The organism is Streptoverticillium olivoreticuli subsp. olivoreticuli (assembly GCF_003391135.1).
GTDB lineage: Bacteria > Actinomycetota > Actinomycetes > Streptomycetales > Streptomycetaceae > Streptomyces > Streptomyces blastmyceticus.
Genome location: NZ_CP031455.1, coordinates 304,910 through 325,043 on the forward strand (window position 1 = coordinate 304,910; position 20,134 = coordinate 325,043).

Sequence of the window (20,134 nt, forward strand, 5' to 3'; positions counted from 1 at the left end):
CGCGCTCCAGTATTCGCACTGGAGCAGCCCACCTGAGCGTGAACGAATGGTGAATTCTCAAACCGAGGTTGATCGGCCGACGGAAAAGGTTGACCGCCCGGCAGGGCGATCGGTCACTTCCTTGTGTTGGGGGTGCGGTCGGTGTCCACGAGGCCGGCTTCGTAGGCGAGGATGGCGGCCTGGGTGCGATTGTCGAGTCCCAGGCGGGCCAGCATGCGGGAGGCGTAGGTCTTGACGCTGGCGAGGGAGAGGTGGAGCGTTTCGGCGATCTTCTGGTTGGTGTAGCCCGCGCCGATGAGGGCCAGGACCTCGCGCTCGCTGTCGGTGAGGGAGCCAATCTTCTCCCGCAGGCCGCTGGAGCCGGTCGGCATCCGCGCCTGGGCCCTGCCGACCAGCTTGGTCATGATCTCGGGTGAGAGCACGGTGCCGCCGGCGGCCACCGTCCGTACCGCGGCGATCAGCTCCTCCGACCTGAGGTCCTTCAGCAGGAACCCTGCCGCTCCCGCTTTCAGCGCCTCGATCACCAGGTCGTCGGTGTTGAAAGTGGTCAGGGCCAGCACCCGTGGGACGTCTTCGAGCCGCATCAGCTGCAGCGTGGCCTCCACGCCTCCGATGTGCGGCATCCGCAGGTCCATGATGACGACGTCGGGCCGGTGCTCCCGGGTGGCACTGACGGCCTCCGCGCCGTCGGCCGCCTCGGCCACGACCTCAATACCCTCGTCCGCTTCCAGCACCGAACGCAGCCCGGAACGGATCAGACTCTGGTCATCAACAATCAGAACGCGGATCGGCACCGGCGCTTCCTTCACTGCGACAGGGGCGACACCCCCGGACATCCGTCCCGGGGCCAGCCAAATTCAGCTGACCAAACACACCGTCAGATGAGGCACGGCAAACCTTATGCCATTGTTCCGAGCAACTTCCAGGGGGCCTGACACGGAAGATCGCGGAAGTCTCCATGATGTCGAGCGAAGTTCTCACGACACGTGGGTGCGACAGAAAACCCGAGCGAGCAAGCCGGGCGGCCGAGACAAAGGGACGGATACCTCGTGTAATGGCCGGTGCTGCCGCCCTCGGAAGGATACCCGAACGGCAGTGATCACCCGGTCGATCGGCCCCGGAGTCGCCGGGAGCCCCTCGCAAAGTCGATCTTCCGATTGATGCAATATGCATACACATGGAGATCCCTCCACGCGGAAATTTCAGGGACCGGCCCTTTGCCGCGTTCCGCGTACGGCTCGGTCTCACCGACTGGTCAGCAGGTCGGCCAGCTCCTCATCGAAGTTCATTCCCTCCGTCCCCGGGGGAACGAGCCGGTACGTATGCCCCAGGAATCTGATCAGGGAGTGGGTTTCCACGACCGGTGCCAGGGGCGTGTCCCCCTCCCGTACGAACCCGCCGGCCATCCTGAGGCGCGTTTCATTGGTCCCCGTGCCGGGACGAACCCGAACGGTGCTCTTCCCCACGTCCTGGGAGATGCCGTATGTCAACAGTTCACGAGCGAATAGCGCCCGGCAGTAGGTCTCACCGCTTCTGAGGACTTCCACGCCGACCTCGTACGGTGCGACCCTCCGGTACTGAAGGCGCAGGTCCACCGGGAATCCGTGTCCCGTATCCGTGACGAGACGGGCTCGCAGGCCCATCTCCACCGCAGCGTCGGTCATCAGCTGCTCAGGCTCCCCACATCGGACACCACATGGCCGGAGCCTACTGCTCGGGATCACCCGTCCCACTGGCACCGAAGTGGATTCGTCCATGGCCGATGGTTGACCTCACGGTAATTCTTCGTTTCCCCACCGGGCCGATCGGGGACGTGAGTTCCTTCTCCGCGCGGCAGAAAATAGCGCTGTCCCGGGGCGATCACCAGCCGTGGCACCGTCGCGGTCACCTCGCGCCACCGCCGGCTCGTCCCCGTCGCCTCGGCGGCCTGATACGGGAGCTACACCTCATGAGCAACCACGAGCGGCACACCCCGCCCGACGACGACATGTCGGCATCCGAGCCGGTCGCGCCGCTCTGCCGCACCGTGCCGGAACCCGCTTCGCACCGGCGGACGTCGCTGCTGAGCGGCCGACGAGTCCTGGTGCTCGCCGCCTTGGGCGTGATAGCCATCCCCGTGCTCGTCGTCGGGGCGATCAGCGGGCTCGACGGCTCGTCCGCTTCCGTCCTCTCCCCTCAGAGCAAGCAACGCCCTGAATTGCCCGACAGTGACACGAGCGGAACGGCGCGGGGCGACAAGAGAACTCTTGAGCCGGCAGGCCCCACCCGTACTCGTCCAGCGCCGGATCGCACAAGGGGTCCTGGCAGAGCGAGCGCCGGTCCGACTGCCGCCGCGGGATCCAGTACCGGGGCGAACGCGCCACGGTCCGCCGCCCCGTCTGCCGCGGACAAGGCGCGCAAGAGCGCACACCCGACGCCCTCGCCAGCGCTGTCGTCCCTGGACACCATCGGCGTCCTGAAGCAGGGGGACAGCGGACCCGCGGTGGAGGCCATGCAGCACATGCTCCATCGGCTCGGCCTCTATCACGGCCATCGTTACGGGCTCTTCGACGACAAGACCGAGGAATCCGTCCGCAGGTTCCAGACCTGGGCGGCGGTCGCCGACGAGGTCAAGGACGACGAAGACGGAACCTACGGGCCCGCCACTCGGTCCGCGCTCCTCCGCTGGGCCTCCTGAGGACTTCGCGCGTCACTCATGGCACATCACGCCTTCGGGAAGCTGAATCCGTAGCCCTGCTCCTTCAGCCACGGGAGCAGTTCCTCCAGGGCCTCCAGAGTCTGTGAGCGGTTCCCGCCGCCGTCGTGGAGCAGAACGGTGGGCCCGATTGCCAATTGGCTCTTGATCCTGCTGACAATTCTATCGGCACCGGGGCGTCGGTAATCTCCGGGGTCGACGTTCCAGCCGAGCGGCCGCATACCGTTTTCTGCGGCGAGCTTCCGGCTTTGAGGCGTGAAGGCACCACCAGGGGCTCGGTAGTACCAGATCTTCTCCCCGCCGGACGCCTGGTCGATCATGTCCTTCGCATCCAGGATTTCCTGTGACTGGTAGGCGAAATCTTTCCGGTCCATGGTGACGTCGTGGCTCACGGAATGATTGCAGAGCCGGTGACCGGCGGCCGCGATCCGCTTCACCAGGTCCGGATTCGATCGGGCGTTGGGGCCCGTCACACAGAACGTGGCCTTGACGTCGTGCCGCTCCAGCAGGTCCAGGGCCTTGGGGGTCCAGGTCGGATCCGGGCCGTCGTCGAGGGTGAGGTTGACGGACTTCCCTTCGCCCTCGGACGCGCGGGATATCTCGGGATCGACACCTGGATCCGGATGACTGGTGTTCCGGGTGGCCTTGTCGTCCCGGTCCGCGCCCCCGTCCGCCGCACCCTGGGTGATGAGAGAGAAGACCCCGAATACGCCCATGGCCACAGCGGCCGCCACCGCTGTCAGGACAAGGCGATCCTTCCGCTTCTCGGGTGCGCCCATGAATTCGCTCTCGTCTCTCTCCGCTGCCCGCCATTCGCTTCACGAGGACGACGCTCTTGGCAATGGTCCTCAAGTCGAGGCAAACACACGCGGGCCGGAAAGTGAAGTGCAGTCATGGAACAGTCACACGGAGAGAATCAAGGTGGATCGGGAACAAGGCACTACGAAATCGGGAATCTCCGCTCGGGTATCAACTTGCGTTTCCTCTCGCATACTTTGGTTGACGCACCGGTGGCCGCGGCGCCCGTAACGTACCCGTGCGGCCCACTGCTGGTTGGAGGCTGGGTAGTGGGCCCAGCGCGCTCGGCGGCATGTCGGTCCCCCAGCGCGCAGACCGTCCCGGCCACGTGAGCGCCTCCTCACACGGCCGGGACGGTCACACCCCAGCGGTGGCCCGGACTTGGGCGAACGGCAAGTTACGGTCCGGGTCACCGCCTCTCGCGAGCCGTCACCGCGTCCGTCCCTCGTGATTCCCGATGATTCCCCGGGACAGCGAAAGGTTGCTGAAAGGGCCGGACCTGTACTCCTCAAAGGGCAGAAGGCGGCAGAGGTGCCGCCCACGACCCGAAGGAGGACGAATGGTCCGCAAGACCAAAGTGCGCGCCCGAGTCGCGGCAGCGAGCGCGCTGGCCGCGGCACTGCTGCTCACCGCGTGCAGTAGTGGCGGCGCACAGGACAAGGCCGGGGACGGCGAGCAGAGCAAGGAACTCAAGTGGGCATCGTGCATGCGTGAGGAGGGCGTCAAGGTCGAGGACCCCAAGCCAGGTGAGCCGGCACTGATGCAAGGCGGCGACGAGTTGAAGATGGAAGCCGCCTCGAAGAAGTGCGAGAAGTTCCGCCCGCAAAGCCAGGTCTCGGACTCCAAGAAGAAGAAGTGGGAGTTGGATGCCCGCAACTACTCGAAGTGCATGCGCGAGAACGGGCTCCCGGACTTCCCAGACCCGGACGAGAACGGCACCCTGGCCTTCCCGCAGGACGGTACACAGGACACCCAGCGTTTCAAGGACGCGGATGCCGAGTGCCACAAGTACATGAAGGACGTCAAACGGCAGGATGTCTCCGCGAAGTGACGAAGACGGCCAAGGAACGAGGCAAGCCCCGCCGTCGAGGCACCGTAGCGGCAGGCGTCGGGACCGTCATGGTCCTCGGCGCCATCGGCGCCGCCATGATCTTCTCCGGGAGCGACGGCGATGGAACGACGGGCACGCGGAGCGCACCGCCCGCCACCGCCCCGGTGACCAAGGGGGACCTGACCGCCGCCAAGACCATGCCCGCGAGCCTGACCCACGGGACGCCGACCCCCCTGCGCGGCACCTTGCAGGGCACGGTGACCTGGCTGCCGAAGCCCGGTGACACGATCTCTCGCGGCGAGACCCTCTACAAGGTGGACAACCGCCCGGTCACCGCCCTGTACGGGGACACACCGATGTACCGGGAGCTGAAGCAGGGCCACGAGGGCCCTGACGTCAAGCAACTCAACGAGAACCTGCGGGCACTCGGTTACACGGCCCCGTACGGTGACACCTACACCGGGGAGACGACCGCGGCGGTGAGAACCTGGCAGAAGGACCGGAGCCTGAGGGCGACCGGGACGGTCGAAAAAGGTCTCGTCGTCTTCGTCTCCGGCACGATCCGCGTCGGAGAGCTCAAGGCGCAGAAGGGCGGCCCGGCGGCCGAGGCGATCCTGACCTATACGGGCAGGGGGCGATCGGTCACCGCCATGCTGCCGCTCTCCGACCAGAAGCTGGCTCGCAAGGGCGACAGCGTGGATGTGATCCTGCCCGGTGGCAAGTCCGTCAGGGGCCGGATCACCGGTGTCGAGACAGTGTCGCCCGACGCGTCCGACGGCCCGGGCGGTGGCGGTGAGTCCGGGGCCGATGACAAGAAGAAGTCCGAGGTCAAGGTGTCCATCGCCATCGAGGACCAGAAGGCGCTGGGGGATCTCCGGAACGCCACCGTCGACGTGGACTTCACCAGCGAGGTCCGCAAGAACGTCTTCCATGTGCCGATCACCGCGCTCGTGGCACGCACCGGCGGCGGGTACGGCCTGGAGGTCACCGGGGGCGGTACGACGCGCACCGTGCCCGTCGAGCTCGGTATGTTCAGCAACGGGCGGGTCGAGGTGAAGGGCACTGACCTGCGCCCCGGCATGAAGGTGGCGGTGCCGACGTGAGTACGGCCGTTCCCGTCGTCGAGCTCGAGGGCGCGACGCGTGAGTACCCCGGGGTCATCGCGCTCTCGGGTGTCGATCTGACCGTTCACCGGGGCGAGTCGGCGGCGATCGTCGGCCCTTCCGGCTCCGGGAAGTCCACCATGCTGAATGTCATCGGGACGCTGGACCGGCCCACCTCCGGCCGGGTGGCCGTCGACGGCCACGACATCGCGAGCCTGTCGGACCGGCAGCTTTCGGCACTGCGGGCCCAGAGCATCGGCTTCATCTTCCAGAACTTCCATCTGGCCGAAGGCGTCAGCGCCCTCGACAACGTCGCCGACGGACTGCTGTACAACGGCGTCGGCCTGCGGGAGCGACGCGAGCGCGCGGCAGCCGTCCTGGACCGCGTGGGGCTGGGCGACCGGCTGGACCACCGGCCCGGCGAGCTGTCCGGCGGCCAGAAACAGCGCGTCGCCATCGCCCGGGCCGTGGTCGGCGAGCCGGCTCTCCTCCTCGCCGACGAACCGACGGGCGCGCTGGACTCCACGTCCGGGAAGGCCGTCATGGGGCTGCTGCACGAGCTGAACGCGGCGGGCACGACCGTCGTCGTGATCACTCACGACCAGGACATCGCCGAGAGCCTGCCGCGGCAGGTCGCCATGCTCGACGGCCGCGTGCGATACGACTCGGCGACCCCCGCGAACCGGCTGGAGGGGGCATGTTGATCCCCTCGCGCCTCTCGCCCCGGGACGTCGTGCGTGTCGGCGGCTTCGGGCTGCGCACCCGTCCGGTGCGGGTCTTCCTGTCCGCGCTGGGCATCGCCATCGGCATCGCCGCCATGGTGGCCACGGTCGGCATCTCCAGCTCCAGCCGCGCCGAACTGGACCGCAAGCTGGACGCGCTCGGCACGAATCTGCTGACCACGGCGCCCGGTCGGAGCATGGACGGCAGCGAGGTCGAACTACCGCAGCAGGCCACCGACATGATCCGCCGGATCAAGGACGTGGAGACCGCGTCCGCCATCGGCAGGATCGGCGGCGTGAAGACCTACCGCAATGACAGGATCCCCTCCGAGCAGTCCGGGGGCATCAGTGCCTTGGCGACCCGGCCGGACCTGCTGAAGACCGTCGGCGCGGAGATCGCCCGCGGTACCTGGTTCAACGACGCCACGGCGAGGCTCCCGACCACCGTCCTGGGAGCCGAGACCGCGAAGCGGCTCGGCGTCACCAAGCCCGGGGAGCAGGTCTGGCTGGGCGGCCGGTGGTTCACCGTCGCCGGTGTCCTGGCACCAGCGCCGCTCGCTCCCGAGCTCGACACGGCCGCCCTGGTCGGCTGGGAGAGCGCGAAGTCGGACCTGGACTTCGACGGGCATCCGACCACCATCTACACCCGGGCGGTCAAGACCGAGGTGGACGCGGTGCGCCCGCTGCTCGCCGCCACCGCGAACCCGGAGGATCCCAGCGTGGTGGCGGTCTCCCGCCCCTCCGACGCGCTCGCCGCCCAGCAGGCCGGCGACAAGGCCTTCACCGGACTGCTCGTCGGTCTCGGCTCGGTCGCCCTGCTCGTCGGGGGCATCGGTGTGGCCAACACCATGGTCATCTCCGTGCTGGAACGGCGCGGCGAAGTGGGCCTGCGCCGCTCGCTCGGTGCCACTCGGAGTCAGGTGTGCGCGCAGTTCCTGACCGAATCGCTGCTGCTGTCCGCGCTGGGCGGTGGTGCGGGCGTCGTCATCGGCCCCAGTGTGACAGCCGTCTACGCGCTCTCGCAGGGCTGGCCGACGGTGGTGCCGCCCTGGGTGATGGCCGGAGGAATCGGCGCGACCCTCGTCATCGGCGGGGTCGCCGGTCTCTACCCGGCGGTACGGGCGGCCCGCCTCGCGCCGACGGCGGCACTCGCCGCGACGTAGCACCAGCCCGCGGGCAGCATGAACAACGCACAGGATGAAAGAGGAACCGACGATGCGCGTTCTCGTGGCCGAGGACGACCCGATGACGGCCGACATGATCACCCGCGGGCTGACCCGGCACGGTTTCGTCGTGGACACCGTCCACGACGGGGATGCCGCCCTGTTCAGCCTGGGAGTGGGTGACTACGACGTCCTGCTGCTGGACCGGGATCTGCCCGGTACACACGGCGACGAGGTCGCGGCCCGACTGGCCGCGTCCGGAGCGCGCACCCGCATCTTGATGCTCACCGCCGCGTCCGGCATGCAGGACCTGGTGGACGGGCTCAACCTCGGAGCCGACGACTATCTGGCCAAGCCCTTCGAGTACCCCGAACTGATCGCGCGGGTGAAGGCCCTCAGCCGCCGCAGCACGCCGATGACGCCTCCTGTCCTGCACCGCGGCGGGATCGCCCTCGACACCATATGCCGCACCGCCACCCGTGACGGCCGCCCCTTGAAGCTCACGCCGAAGGAGTTCGCGGTCCTGCGCATCCTCCTCACGGCCCAGGGGGCGCCGGTCAGTACGGAGGACCTTCTGGCGCAGGCGTGGGACGAACACACCGACCCGTTCACCACGGCGGTCCAGGTGACCATGAGCAAGCTGCGCGCCAAACTCGGCGACCCACCGCTCATCACCACCGTCCACGGCGTCGGCTACCGCCTGTGAATTCGTTCCGGCCGGTGCGGTGGCTGCGCGGCCGTACGGTCCGCAGCCGTATCGCCTTTGCATTCGGTGCGGTGTTCGTGGCACTGGGAGCCCTGCTGCTGGGGCTCGTGTACGTGCTGTCCCGCGCCGGGACCCAGGCATCCGCCCGTCGTCTGGCCGGCAGCGTCACGCTCGTGCCGTCCCCACACGGCCCCTCCCCCAGTCCCTCTCCGGGGACGGGCGCAGGAGGCCGTCCTGAACCCGACGGTACCAACGGGGTGATCGCGCTCACCGACGACCTCAGCGCGGCCGCCTCCCAGCAGGTCCTGATCTGGTCGGCCCTGGCGCTGCTGATCAGCGCCGTCCTCGCGGTCGCCGTCGGCTGGTGGACGGCCGGCCGCGTCCTGCGGCCCGTGCACTCCATGACCGCCAGGGCCCGCCGCATCTCGCGGCAGAACCTGCACGAGCGCATCGCTCTGGAGGGCCCGAGCGACGAGCTCAAGGAACTCGCCGACACCCTCGACGCGTTGCTCTCACGCCTTGAGACCTCCTTCAAGAGTCAGCAGCGTTTCATCGCCAACGCCTCCCACGAACTGCGCACCCCCCTCTCGGGTCAGCGTGCCGCCATCCAGATCGGGCTGGAGGATCCGAGCCCGGACGAACTCGTGGAGGTACGCGAAGGTCTGCTGGCGGCCAACCGGCGCAGCGAGCGGATCATCGACGGTCTGCTGACTCTCGCTCGCGGGGAGCGGGGCATCGAGAGATACGAGACCTTCGACCTGCGTGAGGTCGTCGACGAAGAGCTCGACGCCGTCCAGGAGAACGCCCGTGAACACGCCGTGCGCCCGGTCGTCGAAGGCGGTCCGTGTCCGGTGCACGGCGACCGCGTCATGATCGGCCGACTGGTCGCCAATCTGTTGTGCAACGCCGTCCTGTACAACGTTCCGGGCGGCGACGTACGTGTGCGGGTGGGCTCGGCGCGCCTGACCGTCTCCAATACCGGTCCGGTTGTCGAACCTGCCGAGGTGGAGGGGTTGTTCGAGCCCTTTCGGCGCGGGCGAGGCCGGGACCGCCGTAGCGACCGGGGCGAAGGTCTGGGCCTGTCGATCGTCCAGGCCATCGCCCAGGCCCACGAGGGCCGGGTCACCGCCACTGCCAACCCGGGAGGCGGCCTCACCGTCACGTTCGCGCTGCCTTCCGTACCGCCCGACGGTCAAGAGGAGAGCCGGTAGCGGCACCGGCTGTCGCTCTGGGCCGCGGAGAAGCACCTCACACGGCTGCTCCAGCCATTGGTTGTCAACGGTCGTCGTGTCCGACAGCAGAATCGGTGACGGGGTGTCACATTTTGCCGACTTCGGGAGCCTGGACTCAACTGGTGGGATCGACTCGGGAGTCGCCTGACAACACGTCACGTTCCGACGGAGCACGGGTGCGTCCGGCCTGCCGCATCATGTCGCTTCTTCGGAAAGGTTCTGATGTCCCGTAAGAGAATTGTTCTCACGTGCGCGGCCGTTGCCGTCGGGCTCGGCGCGCTGGCCATCCCCCTCACCGCCAGCGCCGGATCCGAGACCGATCTCAGCACCACCTGCCGTCTCGCCGATGGTGCGACCAAGTGGTGGGCGACGGGAAAGTTCGCGCTCAGGAACGAGGGGAACGCCTACGCCAAGGACTGGAAGCTGGAGTTCGAACTGTCCGAGGGGCAGGCCACGATCGACAACCCCTGGGCATTCGACCTCCGGCAGAAGGGCAAGCACGTCACCGTCACACCGATCGAGGACCGGGGCAACATCCCGGCCAGGGGTGAACGCACCGTCAGTGTCGGCATCAACCCGTCTGGAAAAGCTGTTCCTCGCATCACGGGCTGCACACTCGGCGGCAGTGACTCCGGAGGGCCGGAGGACACCACGCCGCCCACCGCTCCCGTGGAGAGTGGCTCCTTCGTCGTCGACCACCGGACCGTCCATGTGATGTGGAAGCCGTCGACCGACTCGGGCTCCGGAGTGGACAAGTACGAGATCCTCCAGGACGGCAAGCTGGTCAAGACTGTTGGCAGTGATCTCACGATGACGAACATCGAGCAGCTGAAGCCGGACACCACCTACAGGTTCAAGGTCCGTGCCGTGGACGCGGCGGGCAACCGTTCTCCGTTCAGCAAGGTGGTCTCGCTCAGGACGCATCCGGCGCCGGGCGACGAGAACGAGAAGCCGACCATGCCGAAGAAGCTCGAGGGCACGGCCGCGGGACCCAACCAGGTCTCCCTGCGCTGGCAGTCCGCGAGCGACGGCGTCCCGGTCACGGGATACCGGATCTACCGGGACGGAACCAAAGTGCAGGAGGCGGATGGCAACGCCACGACCGCGACGGTCGGCGGCCTCAGCCCGGACACGGCCTACAAGTTCAAGGTCACCGCGGTCAGCACTTCCGGCAAGGAGTCCGACCCGACCGACGAGATCTCCGTCAAGACCACCGGCGGTGGGGGAAGCGGCGGCAGCGCCCCGTCCGACTTCACTGCGGCCACGAGCCACAAGCAGGACGGGAACGTCACGCAGCACTACCTGGACCTCGGCTGGGGCGTCCCGCAGGGGCACGGCCAGATCACCACCTACCAGGTGTATCTGAACGGGAAGCTCGCCCAGACCTTCATATGGGGGGCCGGTGACGCGGTGCTGCCGATTCCCGTGCGTACGGCGTCCCGTGAGGTGCTCGTCGGAGCCAATCCGGGCAAGACCTACAAGGTGAAGATCCGGGCCCGGCTCGGGGACGGCACATGGGGCGCGTTCTCCGCCGAGAAGACCGTCACCACCGGCAGCTGACCACGCCCAGGAAGACCAGGAGCCACCATCATGAGCAAGCGCCGCACCGCCGTGTCCCTCACCGTTCTCGGAGTCGTCCCACTCGCCCTGACCACCCTGACCGCCGGTCCGGCCTCGGCACACGGTGCCACGGCCAACCCGGTCAGCCGTGCCGTCGCGTGCGCCAAGGAGGGCTGGAAACCGGGCAACCCCGCGTGCAAGGCCGCGCTGGCGGTCAGCAGCGACCAGATCGGGGACTGGAAGTCCATCGTTCAAGGCCAGGCCATGGACCATTCCACCCCGTCCTCCTCCCCCCAGCACCGCGCCCACGTCCCGGACGGCAAGCTGTGCAGTGCCGCCAACCAGCAGTTCGCCGGCCTGGACCTGCCACGCGCCGACTTCCCCTCGACCACGCTGCCGAGCGGTCGGGAGTACACCTTCCAGTACGACGTCAGCGCGTTGCACAACCCGTACCGCATGGAGATGTACCTCACCAAGGACGGCTACGACCCGACGAAGCCACTGAAGTGGTCGGATCTCGAGGACACCCCGTTCCTCAGCGCCGACAACACCGCCGCCGTCACCGCGCCACCTGGATTCCTGGGCGGAAAGGCGTTCAACTTCAATGCACAGCTTCCCCAGAAGCAGGGCAAGCACATGATCTACACGATCTGGCACGGCCTCAAGAAGCCGGACGGCTCCTTCCAGAGCCAGGAGGCCTTCTACTCGTGCTCCGATGTGGAGTTCAAGTGACCTACCAGGCCGCCTCTTCCAACCTGACTGTGCAGGGCGGTAATTGAGTCCGTGAGTGGCTCCGGGCGCGGAGAAGCTCCTGGCAGGCGAGCAGGTGTCGAATCCGAGCCGTCCTGCCAGGAGCTTCTGCGTGCTTGTCCACCCATCCGGTGTCAATCTGTCCAGCAACACCTCTTCGCCTCCTCATCGAGCGGCTGATCGGCCGGCGCCGGGAGCAAGGCATCTGCCAGCGGTGGCTGCCCGCTGGTCGGCAGATCCTGCTACTTCTGGCCCATCTGCGGTGTGAGGACACCTACGCCCGTCCGGCGGCTGGGTTCGGCGTCGGGATCGCCGCCGTCTACCGGTACGTCGCCGAGGCCGTGGAGGTGCCGACCGCCCTCACGGTGGGGCGACATGACCACGTTCCGGGCGACATCCGCCACGTACAGGCACTGCCAAGGCGTCGGCTCCGCGGTCCGGGTGCCCTTCCGTGGTATCCGGGAGGACCTCTCCGCAGGTCAGCGGGCGGTGAACGTCTCCCACGGCGGCGCTGAAGGGCCGGCGCCTGCTGCGGAAGCCCGCCGCTCCACTGCCCGCATCACCGCCCTGGTCAAGCCATCCTCTTTCTCCACCAGGCCGCCTCACGCCGAGCTGGAATACGCCCAGTGCGTAGCACTTAGGGACGAGGCGGTCATCGCGTAACTCTTCTAGGGCGTGTCCGACGGGTTCCAGCGGGTTGCGGCCAGGGCTGTGCACCAGGTGCGTCCGTCAACGAGCTGCCGGAAGGCCGGTCAGGTGGCCTGAAAGGCTCTGGTGATCTTGTGGGTGCCATGTGGGCCAGGGATCATGTCGCGGCCGCTGCTGTGTACGCAGTCGGCAGAGAGGAGCGGCCGTGGCCGCCGACGGATTCCAGGGCGCCAAGCCCGAGTCGACCATCGCGTCTTTGGGCCATGCCGGGCATGGCAAGACTACGACGGCCAGCGCGTTGGTCAGGATCTCGAAGGCCGCGGGCCGCCGGACAGGGGCAGGGGAGGCGATTCCCGGCAGCAGCATCCGTCGTTTCGAGTACGAGACGCCCCTGCGCCGTTACAGGCACCTCGACTGCCCCGCCGGCGACGTCCCCGACCTCCTGAAGACCCAGTCCCTGGACGGTGCGGTTCTGGTCGTCGACGCGATGGACAGCGTCATGCCCCAGACGCGCGAGCATGTGCGCCAGGCCCGTGCGGCCGACGTGCCGCTCGTTGTTCTCCTGAACAAATGCGATCGGGTCAAAGATCCGGAACTGCAGGATCTGATCGAGACAGAGATCCGCATGCTGCTGAACACGCACGGCTACAACGGCGACTACATGCATATTGTTCGTGGCTCCGCCCAGGAAGCCGCGCACGGCGACGGGATCTGGCTCGGCGAGTTCAACGCCCTGGCCCGGGCGCTGGACGAAAGCCTTCCCGATGGGCGGCCGCGGTCCGATATCCCCGCTAGGGCCCGCTTGGTGGCGAAGCACAGCGGCAAGGTCCTGGATGTCGACGGCGGCGACGCGAAGAACGACGACGGTGCGCGTGTCCAGCAGTGGGACTGGGTGAGCTGGGACAATCAGAAGTGGAGCATCGAGCCGGTGGGCGACGGCTATTACCGCCTGGTGGCCAAGCACAGCGGCAAGGTGCTGGACGTCAGCGGGGGGCCGGGCGAAACCCGCAACGGTGCGCGTGTCCACCAGTGGAGCTGGGTGGACGGCGACAACCAGAAGTGGCACATCGAGCCAGTGGGCGACGGCTACTACCGCCTGATCGCCAAGCACAGCGGCAAGGTCCTGGATGTCGACGGCGGCGACGCGAAGAACGACAACGGCACGATCGTCCAGCAGTGGGACTGGGTGGGCTGGGACAACCAGAAGTGGCGTCTGGAGCCCATCCAGGACAGCCACTGGTAAACCCTCCGGCGTCGCCCTGACGCGATGCCGCCCCACCACGGAACGGTGAGAGCGGCAGCCGACGAGCCAGCCATAGCCGTCGGCCGCCGCCGCACAGTGACACGCGAGACCAATCCTTCACACTTGGACTGGTCGGCAACCTGGCCGGTACGGCTCTGCCCCTCCTTGTCACCCAAGGAGGGGCAGAGGCTACGTCCGGGGATGCTGACGGCCAAGGACTCCGTGAGCCGGCCGGCATGGCGAGAGAGGGGACGGGCGTGGCGGATTCCGGAGAAGCCGTCGGGCAGGCGACGGCCGATGCCTCCCCAGGTGGCCCCGGCTCCTGGACGGGCTATGCAGGCGCGGCGATTGCCTTCGGGTTCGCTCTGGTCAGCTTCTACTGGGCTGCTGGAGGAACCGCCCTGCTGGAGACGCTCGGTGGCAAGCTGGAGGAGCTCGCCCGGGAACGGGACTCATCGCTCATCGCGGGCGTGTGGCTCACCGGAGCGGCCAAGGGCGTCGGCGGACTGCTGTCGCTGGCGCTCGTCCAGCGGTGGGGTCGCCGACTCCCACGGCGACTGCTGCTGACGCTCGGCCGGGTGGGCACGGTGGCGCTGAGCGCCTACGGTGGCATCCTGATCGCTGTGCAGGCATTGGTGGCCCTGGATCTGGTCGTCCCAGACACACCGCCCAACTGGACGGCGCTGCTGTGGCATCTCTTCGTCTGGGACATGTCGTTCCTGGTGTGGGGGATTCTGCTCGGCCTTGCCACTCGCCATTACAGCAAGCGCCATCCTCGAAGGAGCCGAGCCGCTGGGTGACCGGCCGGCGCTGGTCTCTCCGTTTGTGACGTACGGCCGACCTGGACCCCCGCAGACCGCCGTATCGGCATGGGAGATTGCATCTCGCGGGTGTTCTCTCGCTCCACGGATACGGATCCGCAGGAGGCCTCATCGTCCCAGCTCGGAAGGCATCCGCGTCTTCATGTCCGTACCCCACAGCATCTGTTGTTCGGTGAATCAAGGCTCAGTGGATTTCCGCAGGGGTTCATCGGAGTCGAGGCCGCGCAGGCTCGGCGGAGGGCGTGGCGGGGGCGGTGGTCAAAGGCGTCTCCTTGGGGGTCTCGGGCGCGGAGGTGTCTCTATCCGGCCGTGTACGGGTATCAAATTTTCGGCGATCGAGCCGCATTGAGCACCACCGCGGGAAACACGTACTGGGTTCTCGGCGGCTGTAGCTACTCAAGATGCGGAGGAGGCGCGCTCGTGGAACCCTGACTCCGGGGGAAGTGCGGTACTCATGAGAGGGCTACGCCATGGGCAAGAATGACCGGCCCGACGACAGGTCGGAACAGCAGAAGCGGCAGGAGGAAGCCTCACGGAAGGTGGGCCAGAACCTCCAAGAGGAGGACGTGGACGTGTCGCAGAAGCCCAAATTCAAGCTGAGCCAAAGCGGAAAGTCCCTAACCGATAGCGAGTCCGACGACAACTAGCGTCACGTGATCCTTGCACCGTCACTTGATGCCCTCTGTCTCGTTGGGCTTGGCGTGATACGCCGTCTCTCCGATGAACAGATTGCAAGGCCGCGTGAGTTGGCCAACTCACGCGGCCTTTCGGCTGATGTGGCCCTGCGTGTGCGGATCGTACTGCTGGGGATCTCGGCTCGGACGGTGGATCGCTGATGGGAAGGCATCACCGTGTCCTGGCAGTACATCGCCCGTGTCTGGCGGGAGGATAACCTCCAGCCGCACCGGCAGGGCACGTTCAAGCTGTCGGCGGATCCGGATTTCGCGGACAAGGTCGTTGACGTCGCGGGCTTGTACCTCGATCCGCCGGGTGGCGCGGTAGTGCTGTCGGTGGACGAGAAGTCCGGCATCCAAGCCCTGGACCGGACCCAGCCCCTCTTGCCGGCGGCGTTCGCGGCGGGCGGGAAACGGACCGCCGATTACGTCCGCCACGGGACCACTAACCTGTTCGCCGCCCTGAACGTCGCGACCAGCGAAGTACTCGGTGAATGCACGCCCAGCAGGAACGCGGCACGGTGGCCGTGGCCGCGATCCGGCTGTGGATCCGTCAGTGATCCACCGGGCAGCCTTCAGTCGGTGTAGCCAGTGGGCCGGAAATGCCAGGTCTCGTTGCAGTTGCCGTTCCAGGGATCCCAGATGATCATGGATCGGCCGCCCTTGCTGTCCGGGACGTCCAGGACGCCTGTCCGCACGCCGTCGCCGGTGTAGTTGTCGATGGCCCTCCCCACGCATTCGTTGTTGTTCTTGGCCGTGTACTCGGCGCTGAGGGTCCACAGGTCGGCGACGGAGGGATCGGGCTCCGGATTGTCGAGGTCGAACTCCCTGGCGCCGATGACGCGCTCTCCCGATCCCCCCACGAAGCTGTAGAGGGCTTTGCCCGCGTGCCGGCCGTCCTGGGCGATGAGGTGGTATGCCTGCAGGTTCGCGTTCCCGACCCGCAGGGGTGTGGGTGAAACGCGGAAGATGGTGCGCTGGTCCTTCGCCGGGTCGTAAGCGCCCTTGCGGGCAGTGTTGTTGCTGTACAGGTACGGATCGTTCGCCGCCTCTCCCAGGTAGACCTTGGAGCCGCGGTTGTCCCAGGGCAACGCGCCCATCTGAAGCTGGAAGGGGTCGGTGAACGGGTCCTTGACGTGGTACGGGTCCTCGCTGAGGCAAGGGCAGTGCTTGATCAGCGCCAGGAAGAAGTAGAAGAGGTAGCTCGCGCCCGCGGCGAAGTCGTTCACGGCATCCCCGTAGTACTGGTCGAGCTTGGCCTTGATGTCGTCACACGACAGGCCCTGGATCCGGTCGCCCCCGTGCTTGTCCACGATCGCCTGCAGCTCCTGGATGCGCTCTGCGGGAACCGGGTTGTCCGCCACGTCTCACCACTCCTTCACGTCGATGCCTTCACCTGCGGGACCACCCACCCGGGTAATCCCGCAGCAGAGCTACCCCTTGAATTCGCGTTCGAAGGGCCATCAACCAGCCATCCTCGCCCAGCCCCGCCACCGCAGACCAAAGCGTCACGAAACGAAGTAGATGACACTTTTCAGTTCCTACGACACGACCCGTCGGACACAGCCTCTAATAGTCACCCGCGTAGTTCCGGGTGGCCGTGGCGACCGCGGCGAAGCCGTATTCGAGCATTTCCGTCTCGTACGACCGGACAGCGTCGAGCAGCGGTGCGCCCGAGACCAGTCTCGAGGCGAGCAGGCCCGCGTCGTGGAGCGCGACTCCGGCGCTGATCCCGGCCGGGGCCATCGGATGCGCCGCGTCGCCGACCAGGGTCACCGGCGTGGGTGTCCACGGTTCGGGGCGTTCGGAGACGTAGATGCTCCCGGGCACGACGTACCCGGGCTCCCCCAGCCGGACCAGCGCGCTCAGCGAGGGGTCCCAGTCCGCTATGGCTCTTGCCGCCAGCTCCAGTAGATCCGCTGCGCCGAACTGGAAGAGTTCGGGGCCGTAGACGCCGGCCGGGGCGGTCACACCCCACATGATGTAGTCATCGGCCGCTGGCAGCCCGAAGTCGGTCGGGCTGCGGCGAAACCGCTGGGCGGCCAGTGCGAGGCGGCGTCCGTCCGCACCGACCACGCCCAGGAAACCTTCGAGCGCCGGGGACGGTGCCAGTTCCCGTGCCTGAGCGGTCAGCGGCGTGCGGCCGTAGATCAGCCGGTCGTCCAGCACGGTGGCCGAAAAGCCGGGCAGCAGTTGGCGCCGGACGCCGGAGTTGACTCCGTCCGTGGCGACCAGCAGGTCGCCCTCGGCGGTGGAGCCGTCGGTGAGGAAGATCCGTACGGTTCCATCGTCCAGCAGCTCGTAACGGGAGAACCCCGCACCGAACCGGGTCGCGTCCATCAGGTCCCGCAGCATGATCCGACGCAGGGTGAGCCGGTCCGCGGTGATGCCCCCGGCATCGGGGGGAAGGTCGATTTCAGTGAAGTGCCGCAGGTCGGGACGGGTCACACTGACGCCGCCGCCGACCCGGCAGGACGTGGCGAGTCCCTGCTCGTACGCCTCGGCGGGCAGCCATGCGCGCAGCGCCGCGTCCCCGTCGCCGTTGATGTGGATCCGGTATCCCTGGGCGCGGGCGTCGATGGCGGGATCCCGCTCGAAGAGCTCCACGTCGACGCCGTGCCGTCGCAGGCCGTGGGCGAGGCACGGGCCGGCCAGGCCGGCGCCGATGATCAGAACACGCACGCTTCATCCCTCCTGAGATCATCTCATGTGAGACAGTCTTAGGACGGTATCATTGTGCCCATGGCTCAATCAATCGACCCGATGGCCCTCGGACTGCTGATGTTCCGCGCCCACCAGCTCGCCCGCGCGAAGGCCAACGAAGCGGCCCGGCCGACCGGCATCGAGCTGCACCACGCCAACGTGCTGGCCGCCGTCCAGGCCGGCCCGGTGCGCAGCCAGCGTGAACTGGGCGCCGCGCTCGGCATCGACAAGTCCACACTGGTGCGGATCGTCGACGACCTGGAGCAGCGCCACCTGCTGGAGCGGCGGCGGGCAGCGGGTGACCGCCGGGCATACGAGATCGCGATCACCGCCGAAGGCGCTCAGCGCCTGCAGGAAGCGGGTGGGCTGTACCGCGCGTCGATGCTGGAACTGCTGGACGTCTTCGACGCGCCCGAACAGCAGCAGTTGCACGATCTGCTGACCCGCTTCGTCACGCAGGAGCAGGAGTAAGGACCTGACTCTGTCGGGGAGGAGGACGGCTACACCTCTGGTCCACCTTAACGAGCCGAGCACGAACACCAAGTCACCGTCAGCGGGCCGCTGCCGGGCAACCCCACCCGCCAACACCGCAGGAACGAAGGTTTCGACCGGACGACTTCCGCATCGACTTCGACCGCCGGCAGGTCACCTGCCCTCAGGGCCAGGTCAGCAAGGGCCGACACGGCCCCTACGCGACCTCCTCACCCACCGCGGCACCCCCTCAAACCCGCGGCAAACAGCGCCTTGTCGGCTGCGCACCGAAGACGCGGCAAAGGCAAAGCCGTGCGCCGGATACGCCGACGGCCCGCCTGGGCGACAGGCGGGCCGCATCAGTGTGTCGGTGTCACCAGGTCGGCTTGCGGACCTGTCCGTATCCCCCGCCGCGCGGGCGGTCCTCGAAGTGCAGGTGGGCTCCGGTGACATTGCCGGTCGTCCCGACCTTGCCGAGCGTCTGGCCCGCCTTGACCGCCTGGCCGGCCGACACGCTCCGGGCGGAGAGGTGGCAGTAGACGTAGGTGCGGCCGTTGTCGGCGTTGAGGCCGATCCAGCTTCCGTAGGACTTGCCGTTCGCGTCGGACCACGCGATGGTGCCGGAGCGGACGGCCACCACAGGGGTTCCGGTGGGTGCCGCGTAGTCGTCACCCGTGTGATAGCCGCTCGAATAACGGGCGTTGCGCACACCGAAGGCGTAGCTGACCCGGTGACCGGGTACCGGGGACGACACCGCGCCACCGGAGGGCTTGCTCCCCGACCCGGAAGACGAAGAGGAGGAGCTGCCGGGTATGTCCTTGCCCTTGCCATTGACCAGGTAGTCCCATGTCCGGGGGCCGGGGATGCCGTCCGCCGAACTCCCGGTCCAGCCCTGCGCCTGCTGAAACGCACGTGTGGCGTCGAGGTCCGCGTTCCCCCAACGGGGCCCGGCGGCCTGCTGGTAGAAGCGCTTGCCACCGCGCTTGATCAGAAGCTTGCCGAGCCGGGTGATGTGCTCGTTGGACTTCCCTGACCCGAAGCAATGTGCTCCGGGGAATCCGGTTGACATGTTCTTCACTCCGTATGGTGAGACTGACGTGCTTTCTCTTCGCGAAAAAGTCGAGCCGCGCTCCGCGCGTCGACATATTGGGGCGTGCAGCTGAGTGCGGACCGGGTATCTGGGTCAACCGGCCGTGCTGACGAAACTACCCACCAGGGCGCTCCCCGCGGGAGATCAGAGGTTGACTGGTCGCTCCGGATGTTGCGGGCGACACTACTTAGGTCGGGTAGCCGCGCAATCCGGACCCCGCGTAAACCTTCTTCTTGTTTCCTAGCCCTTCGGCGAGCGGCGTTCCACAATTCACCGGCTTACGGTTGGCTCCGAATGACCGTAAGCGGCCACAGGTCAACGGCCTTGATCGAGAACGACGATGCAATCATGACGTACGCCGAGAAAAAGTCAGATCCGAACACCGAAGGTGTCCCGATGCCCGCCGGCCCGGAATGGATGCGGCACGCAGCATGCACGGGGGCGGACCCCGCCGTCTTCTTCGCGACGGAGACGACGGGGCGGCAGAACATAGCGAAGGCCGTGGCTCTTTGTTCCTCCTGCCCGGTGCTGGCCATCTGCCGCCGGCACGCGGACGAGACGCCCGAGAGGTTCGGAGTATGGGGCGGGACAACCGCGTTCGAGCGAGGCTGGGACCGGTACGGCTTGAGCATGCGTCAGAGCCGGCGCGGCGGCGCACGCCCGGCGAGGCGGCGGAAGACGCGGCGGCTCATGTGACACCGGTC

The 20,134-nt window shown here is 67.4% G+C and carries 20 protein-coding genes and 2 pseudogenes; 16 read left to right on the plus strand and 6 right to left on the minus strand.

Going from position 1 to position 20,134, the window contains the following annotated elements; translation table 11 throughout:
- Positions 1-113 precede the first annotated feature (113 nt).
- Positions 114-794, minus strand: coding sequence for a response regulator transcription factor (locus DXZ73_RS01255; RefSeq protein WP_240351058.1), 681 nt, complete (start codon positions 792-794; stop codon positions 114-116).
- A gap of 450 nt (positions 795-1,244) precedes the next feature.
- The gene (locus DXZ73_RS01260) at positions 1,245-1,664 is read right to left on the minus strand and encodes an SsgA family sporulation/cell division regulator (RefSeq protein ID WP_162889940.1); all 420 of its coding nucleotides are present in this window, start codon (positions 1,662-1,664) and stop codon (positions 1,245-1,247) included.
- A gap of 284 nt (positions 1,665-1,948) precedes the next feature.
- Here DXZ73_RS01260 and DXZ73_RS01265 point away from each other — a divergent pair, with 284 nt between their 5' ends.
- The gene (locus tag DXZ73_RS01265; RefSeq protein ID WP_162889941.1) at positions 1,949-2,677 is read left to right on the plus strand and encodes a peptidoglycan-binding domain-containing protein; all 729 of its coding nucleotides are present in this window, start codon (positions 1,949-1,951) and stop codon (positions 2,675-2,677) included.
- Between the two features lie 26 nt (positions 2,678-2,703).
- Here DXZ73_RS01265 and DXZ73_RS01270 read toward each other — a convergent pair whose 3' ends face one another.
- Entirely contained in the window at positions 2,704-3,474 is a 771-nt protein-coding gene (locus DXZ73_RS01270) for a polysaccharide deacetylase family protein (RefSeq protein WP_116209215.1), read from the minus strand.
- 578 nt (positions 3,475-4,052) lie between these two features.
- Between DXZ73_RS01270 and DXZ73_RS01275 the strand changes: the two genes are divergently transcribed.
- The 13 genes and pseudogenes from DXZ73_RS01275 to DXZ73_RS01330 all read left to right on the plus strand — a co-directional run.
- Positions 4,053-4,544 (plus strand): hypothetical protein, encoded by a 492-nt coding sequence (locus tag DXZ73_RS01275; RefSeq protein WP_116209216.1) that lies wholly within the window; start codon positions 4,053-4,055, stop codon positions 4,542-4,544.
- Positions 4,541-5,647 carry a peptidoglycan-binding protein gene (locus tag DXZ73_RS01280; protein ID WP_116209217.1) on the plus strand — a complete coding sequence of 369 codons (1,107 nt, stop codon included), beginning with the start codon at positions 4,541-4,543 and terminating at the stop codon, positions 5,645-5,647. The genes DXZ73_RS01275 and DXZ73_RS01280 overlap by 4 nt, the downstream gene beginning before the upstream one ends.
- Entirely contained in the window at positions 5,644-6,351 is a 708-nt protein-coding gene (locus DXZ73_RS01285; RefSeq protein ID WP_116209218.1) for an ABC transporter ATP-binding protein, read from the plus strand. Before DXZ73_RS01280 ends, DXZ73_RS01285 begins: the two co-directional genes overlap by 4 nt.
- Entirely contained in the window at positions 6,345-7,532 is a 1,188-nt protein-coding gene (locus DXZ73_RS01290) for an ABC transporter permease (RefSeq protein WP_116209219.1), read from the plus strand. The genes DXZ73_RS01285 and DXZ73_RS01290 overlap by 7 nt, the downstream gene beginning before the upstream one ends.
- Before the next feature lie 52 nt (positions 7,533-7,584).
- Positions 7,585-8,238 (plus strand): response regulator, encoded by a 654-nt coding sequence (locus DXZ73_RS01295; protein WP_116209220.1) that lies wholly within the window; start codon positions 7,585-7,587, stop codon positions 8,236-8,238.
- Positions 8,235-9,449: a sensor histidine kinase gene (locus DXZ73_RS01300; protein WP_240351060.1), complete on the plus strand. Its 1,215-nt coding sequence runs from the start codon at positions 8,235-8,237 to the stop codon at positions 9,447-9,449. The genes DXZ73_RS01295 and DXZ73_RS01300 overlap by 4 nt, the downstream gene beginning before the upstream one ends.
- 243 nt (positions 9,450-9,692) lie before the next feature.
- Positions 9,693-11,030 carry a fibronectin type III domain-containing protein gene (locus tag DXZ73_RS01305; RefSeq protein ID WP_116209222.1) on the plus strand — a complete coding sequence of 446 codons (1,338 nt, stop codon included), beginning with the start codon at positions 9,693-9,695 and terminating at the stop codon, positions 11,028-11,030.
- A gap of 30 nt (positions 11,031-11,060) precedes the next feature.
- Positions 11,061-11,762 carry a lytic polysaccharide monooxygenase auxiliary activity family 9 protein gene (locus tag DXZ73_RS01310; protein WP_116209223.1) on the plus strand — a complete coding sequence of 234 codons (702 nt, stop codon included), beginning with the start codon at positions 11,061-11,063 and terminating at the stop codon, positions 11,760-11,762.
- Between the two features lie 130 nt (positions 11,763-11,892).
- Positions 11,893-12,142 (plus strand): annotated as a pseudogene (locus tag DXZ73_RS39030) (transposase family protein); the annotation flags it as partial.
- Between the two features lie 491 nt (positions 12,143-12,633).
- Positions 12,634-13,671 (plus strand): RICIN domain-containing protein, encoded by a 1,038-nt coding sequence (locus tag DXZ73_RS01320; RefSeq protein ID WP_162889943.1) that lies wholly within the window; start codon positions 12,634-12,636, stop codon positions 13,669-13,671.
- 257 nt (positions 13,672-13,928) lie between these two features.
- Positions 13,929-14,471: a DUF3995 domain-containing protein gene (locus DXZ73_RS01325; protein WP_240351061.1), complete on the plus strand. Its 543-nt coding sequence runs from the start codon at positions 13,929-13,931 to the stop codon at positions 14,469-14,471.
- A 491-nt stretch (positions 14,472-14,962) separates the two neighbouring features.
- Positions 14,963-15,139, plus strand: a complete 177-nt coding sequence (locus DXZ73_RS37790) for a hypothetical protein (protein WP_162889944.1) — start codon at positions 14,963-14,965, stop codon at positions 15,137-15,139.
- Between the two features lie 225 nt (positions 15,140-15,364).
- A pseudogene (locus tag DXZ73_RS01330) lies at positions 15,365-15,658 on the plus strand (IS630 family transposase); the annotation flags it as partial.
- A gap of 83 nt (positions 15,659-15,741) precedes the next feature.
- Here the strand turns inward: DXZ73_RS01330 and DXZ73_RS01335 are convergent.
- Positions 15,742-16,530, minus strand: coding sequence for a hypothetical protein (locus tag DXZ73_RS01335; RefSeq protein WP_116209226.1), 789 nt, complete (start codon positions 16,528-16,530; stop codon positions 15,742-15,744).
- Between the two features lie 205 nt (positions 16,531-16,735).
- Positions 16,736-17,848, minus strand: a complete 1,113-nt coding sequence (locus DXZ73_RS01340) for an FAD-dependent oxidoreductase (protein ID WP_116209227.1) — start codon at positions 17,846-17,848, stop codon at positions 16,736-16,738.
- A 60-nt stretch (positions 17,849-17,908) separates the two neighbouring features.
- On the opposite strand from DXZ73_RS01340, the gene DXZ73_RS01345 reads away from it, so the two are divergent.
- Complete coding sequence (locus tag DXZ73_RS01345) at positions 17,909-18,340, plus strand: MarR family winged helix-turn-helix transcriptional regulator (RefSeq protein ID WP_116209228.1); 432 nt, start codon at positions 17,909-17,911, stop codon at positions 18,338-18,340.
- A gap of 373 nt (positions 18,341-18,713) precedes the next feature.
- Here the strand turns inward: DXZ73_RS01345 and DXZ73_RS40240 are convergent, their stop codons facing one another.
- Positions 18,714-19,409, minus strand: coding sequence for a peptidoglycan-binding protein (locus DXZ73_RS40240; RefSeq protein WP_116209229.1), 696 nt, complete (start codon positions 19,407-19,409; stop codon positions 18,714-18,716).
- A 345-nt stretch (positions 19,410-19,754) separates the two neighbouring features.
- On the opposite strand from DXZ73_RS40240, the gene DXZ73_RS01360 reads away from it, so the two are divergent.
- Positions 19,755-20,126 (plus strand): WhiB family transcriptional regulator, encoded by a 372-nt coding sequence (locus DXZ73_RS01360; RefSeq protein WP_240351063.1) that lies wholly within the window; start codon positions 19,755-19,757, stop codon positions 20,124-20,126.
- The last annotated feature ends 8 nt before the right edge of the window (positions 20,127-20,134 follow it).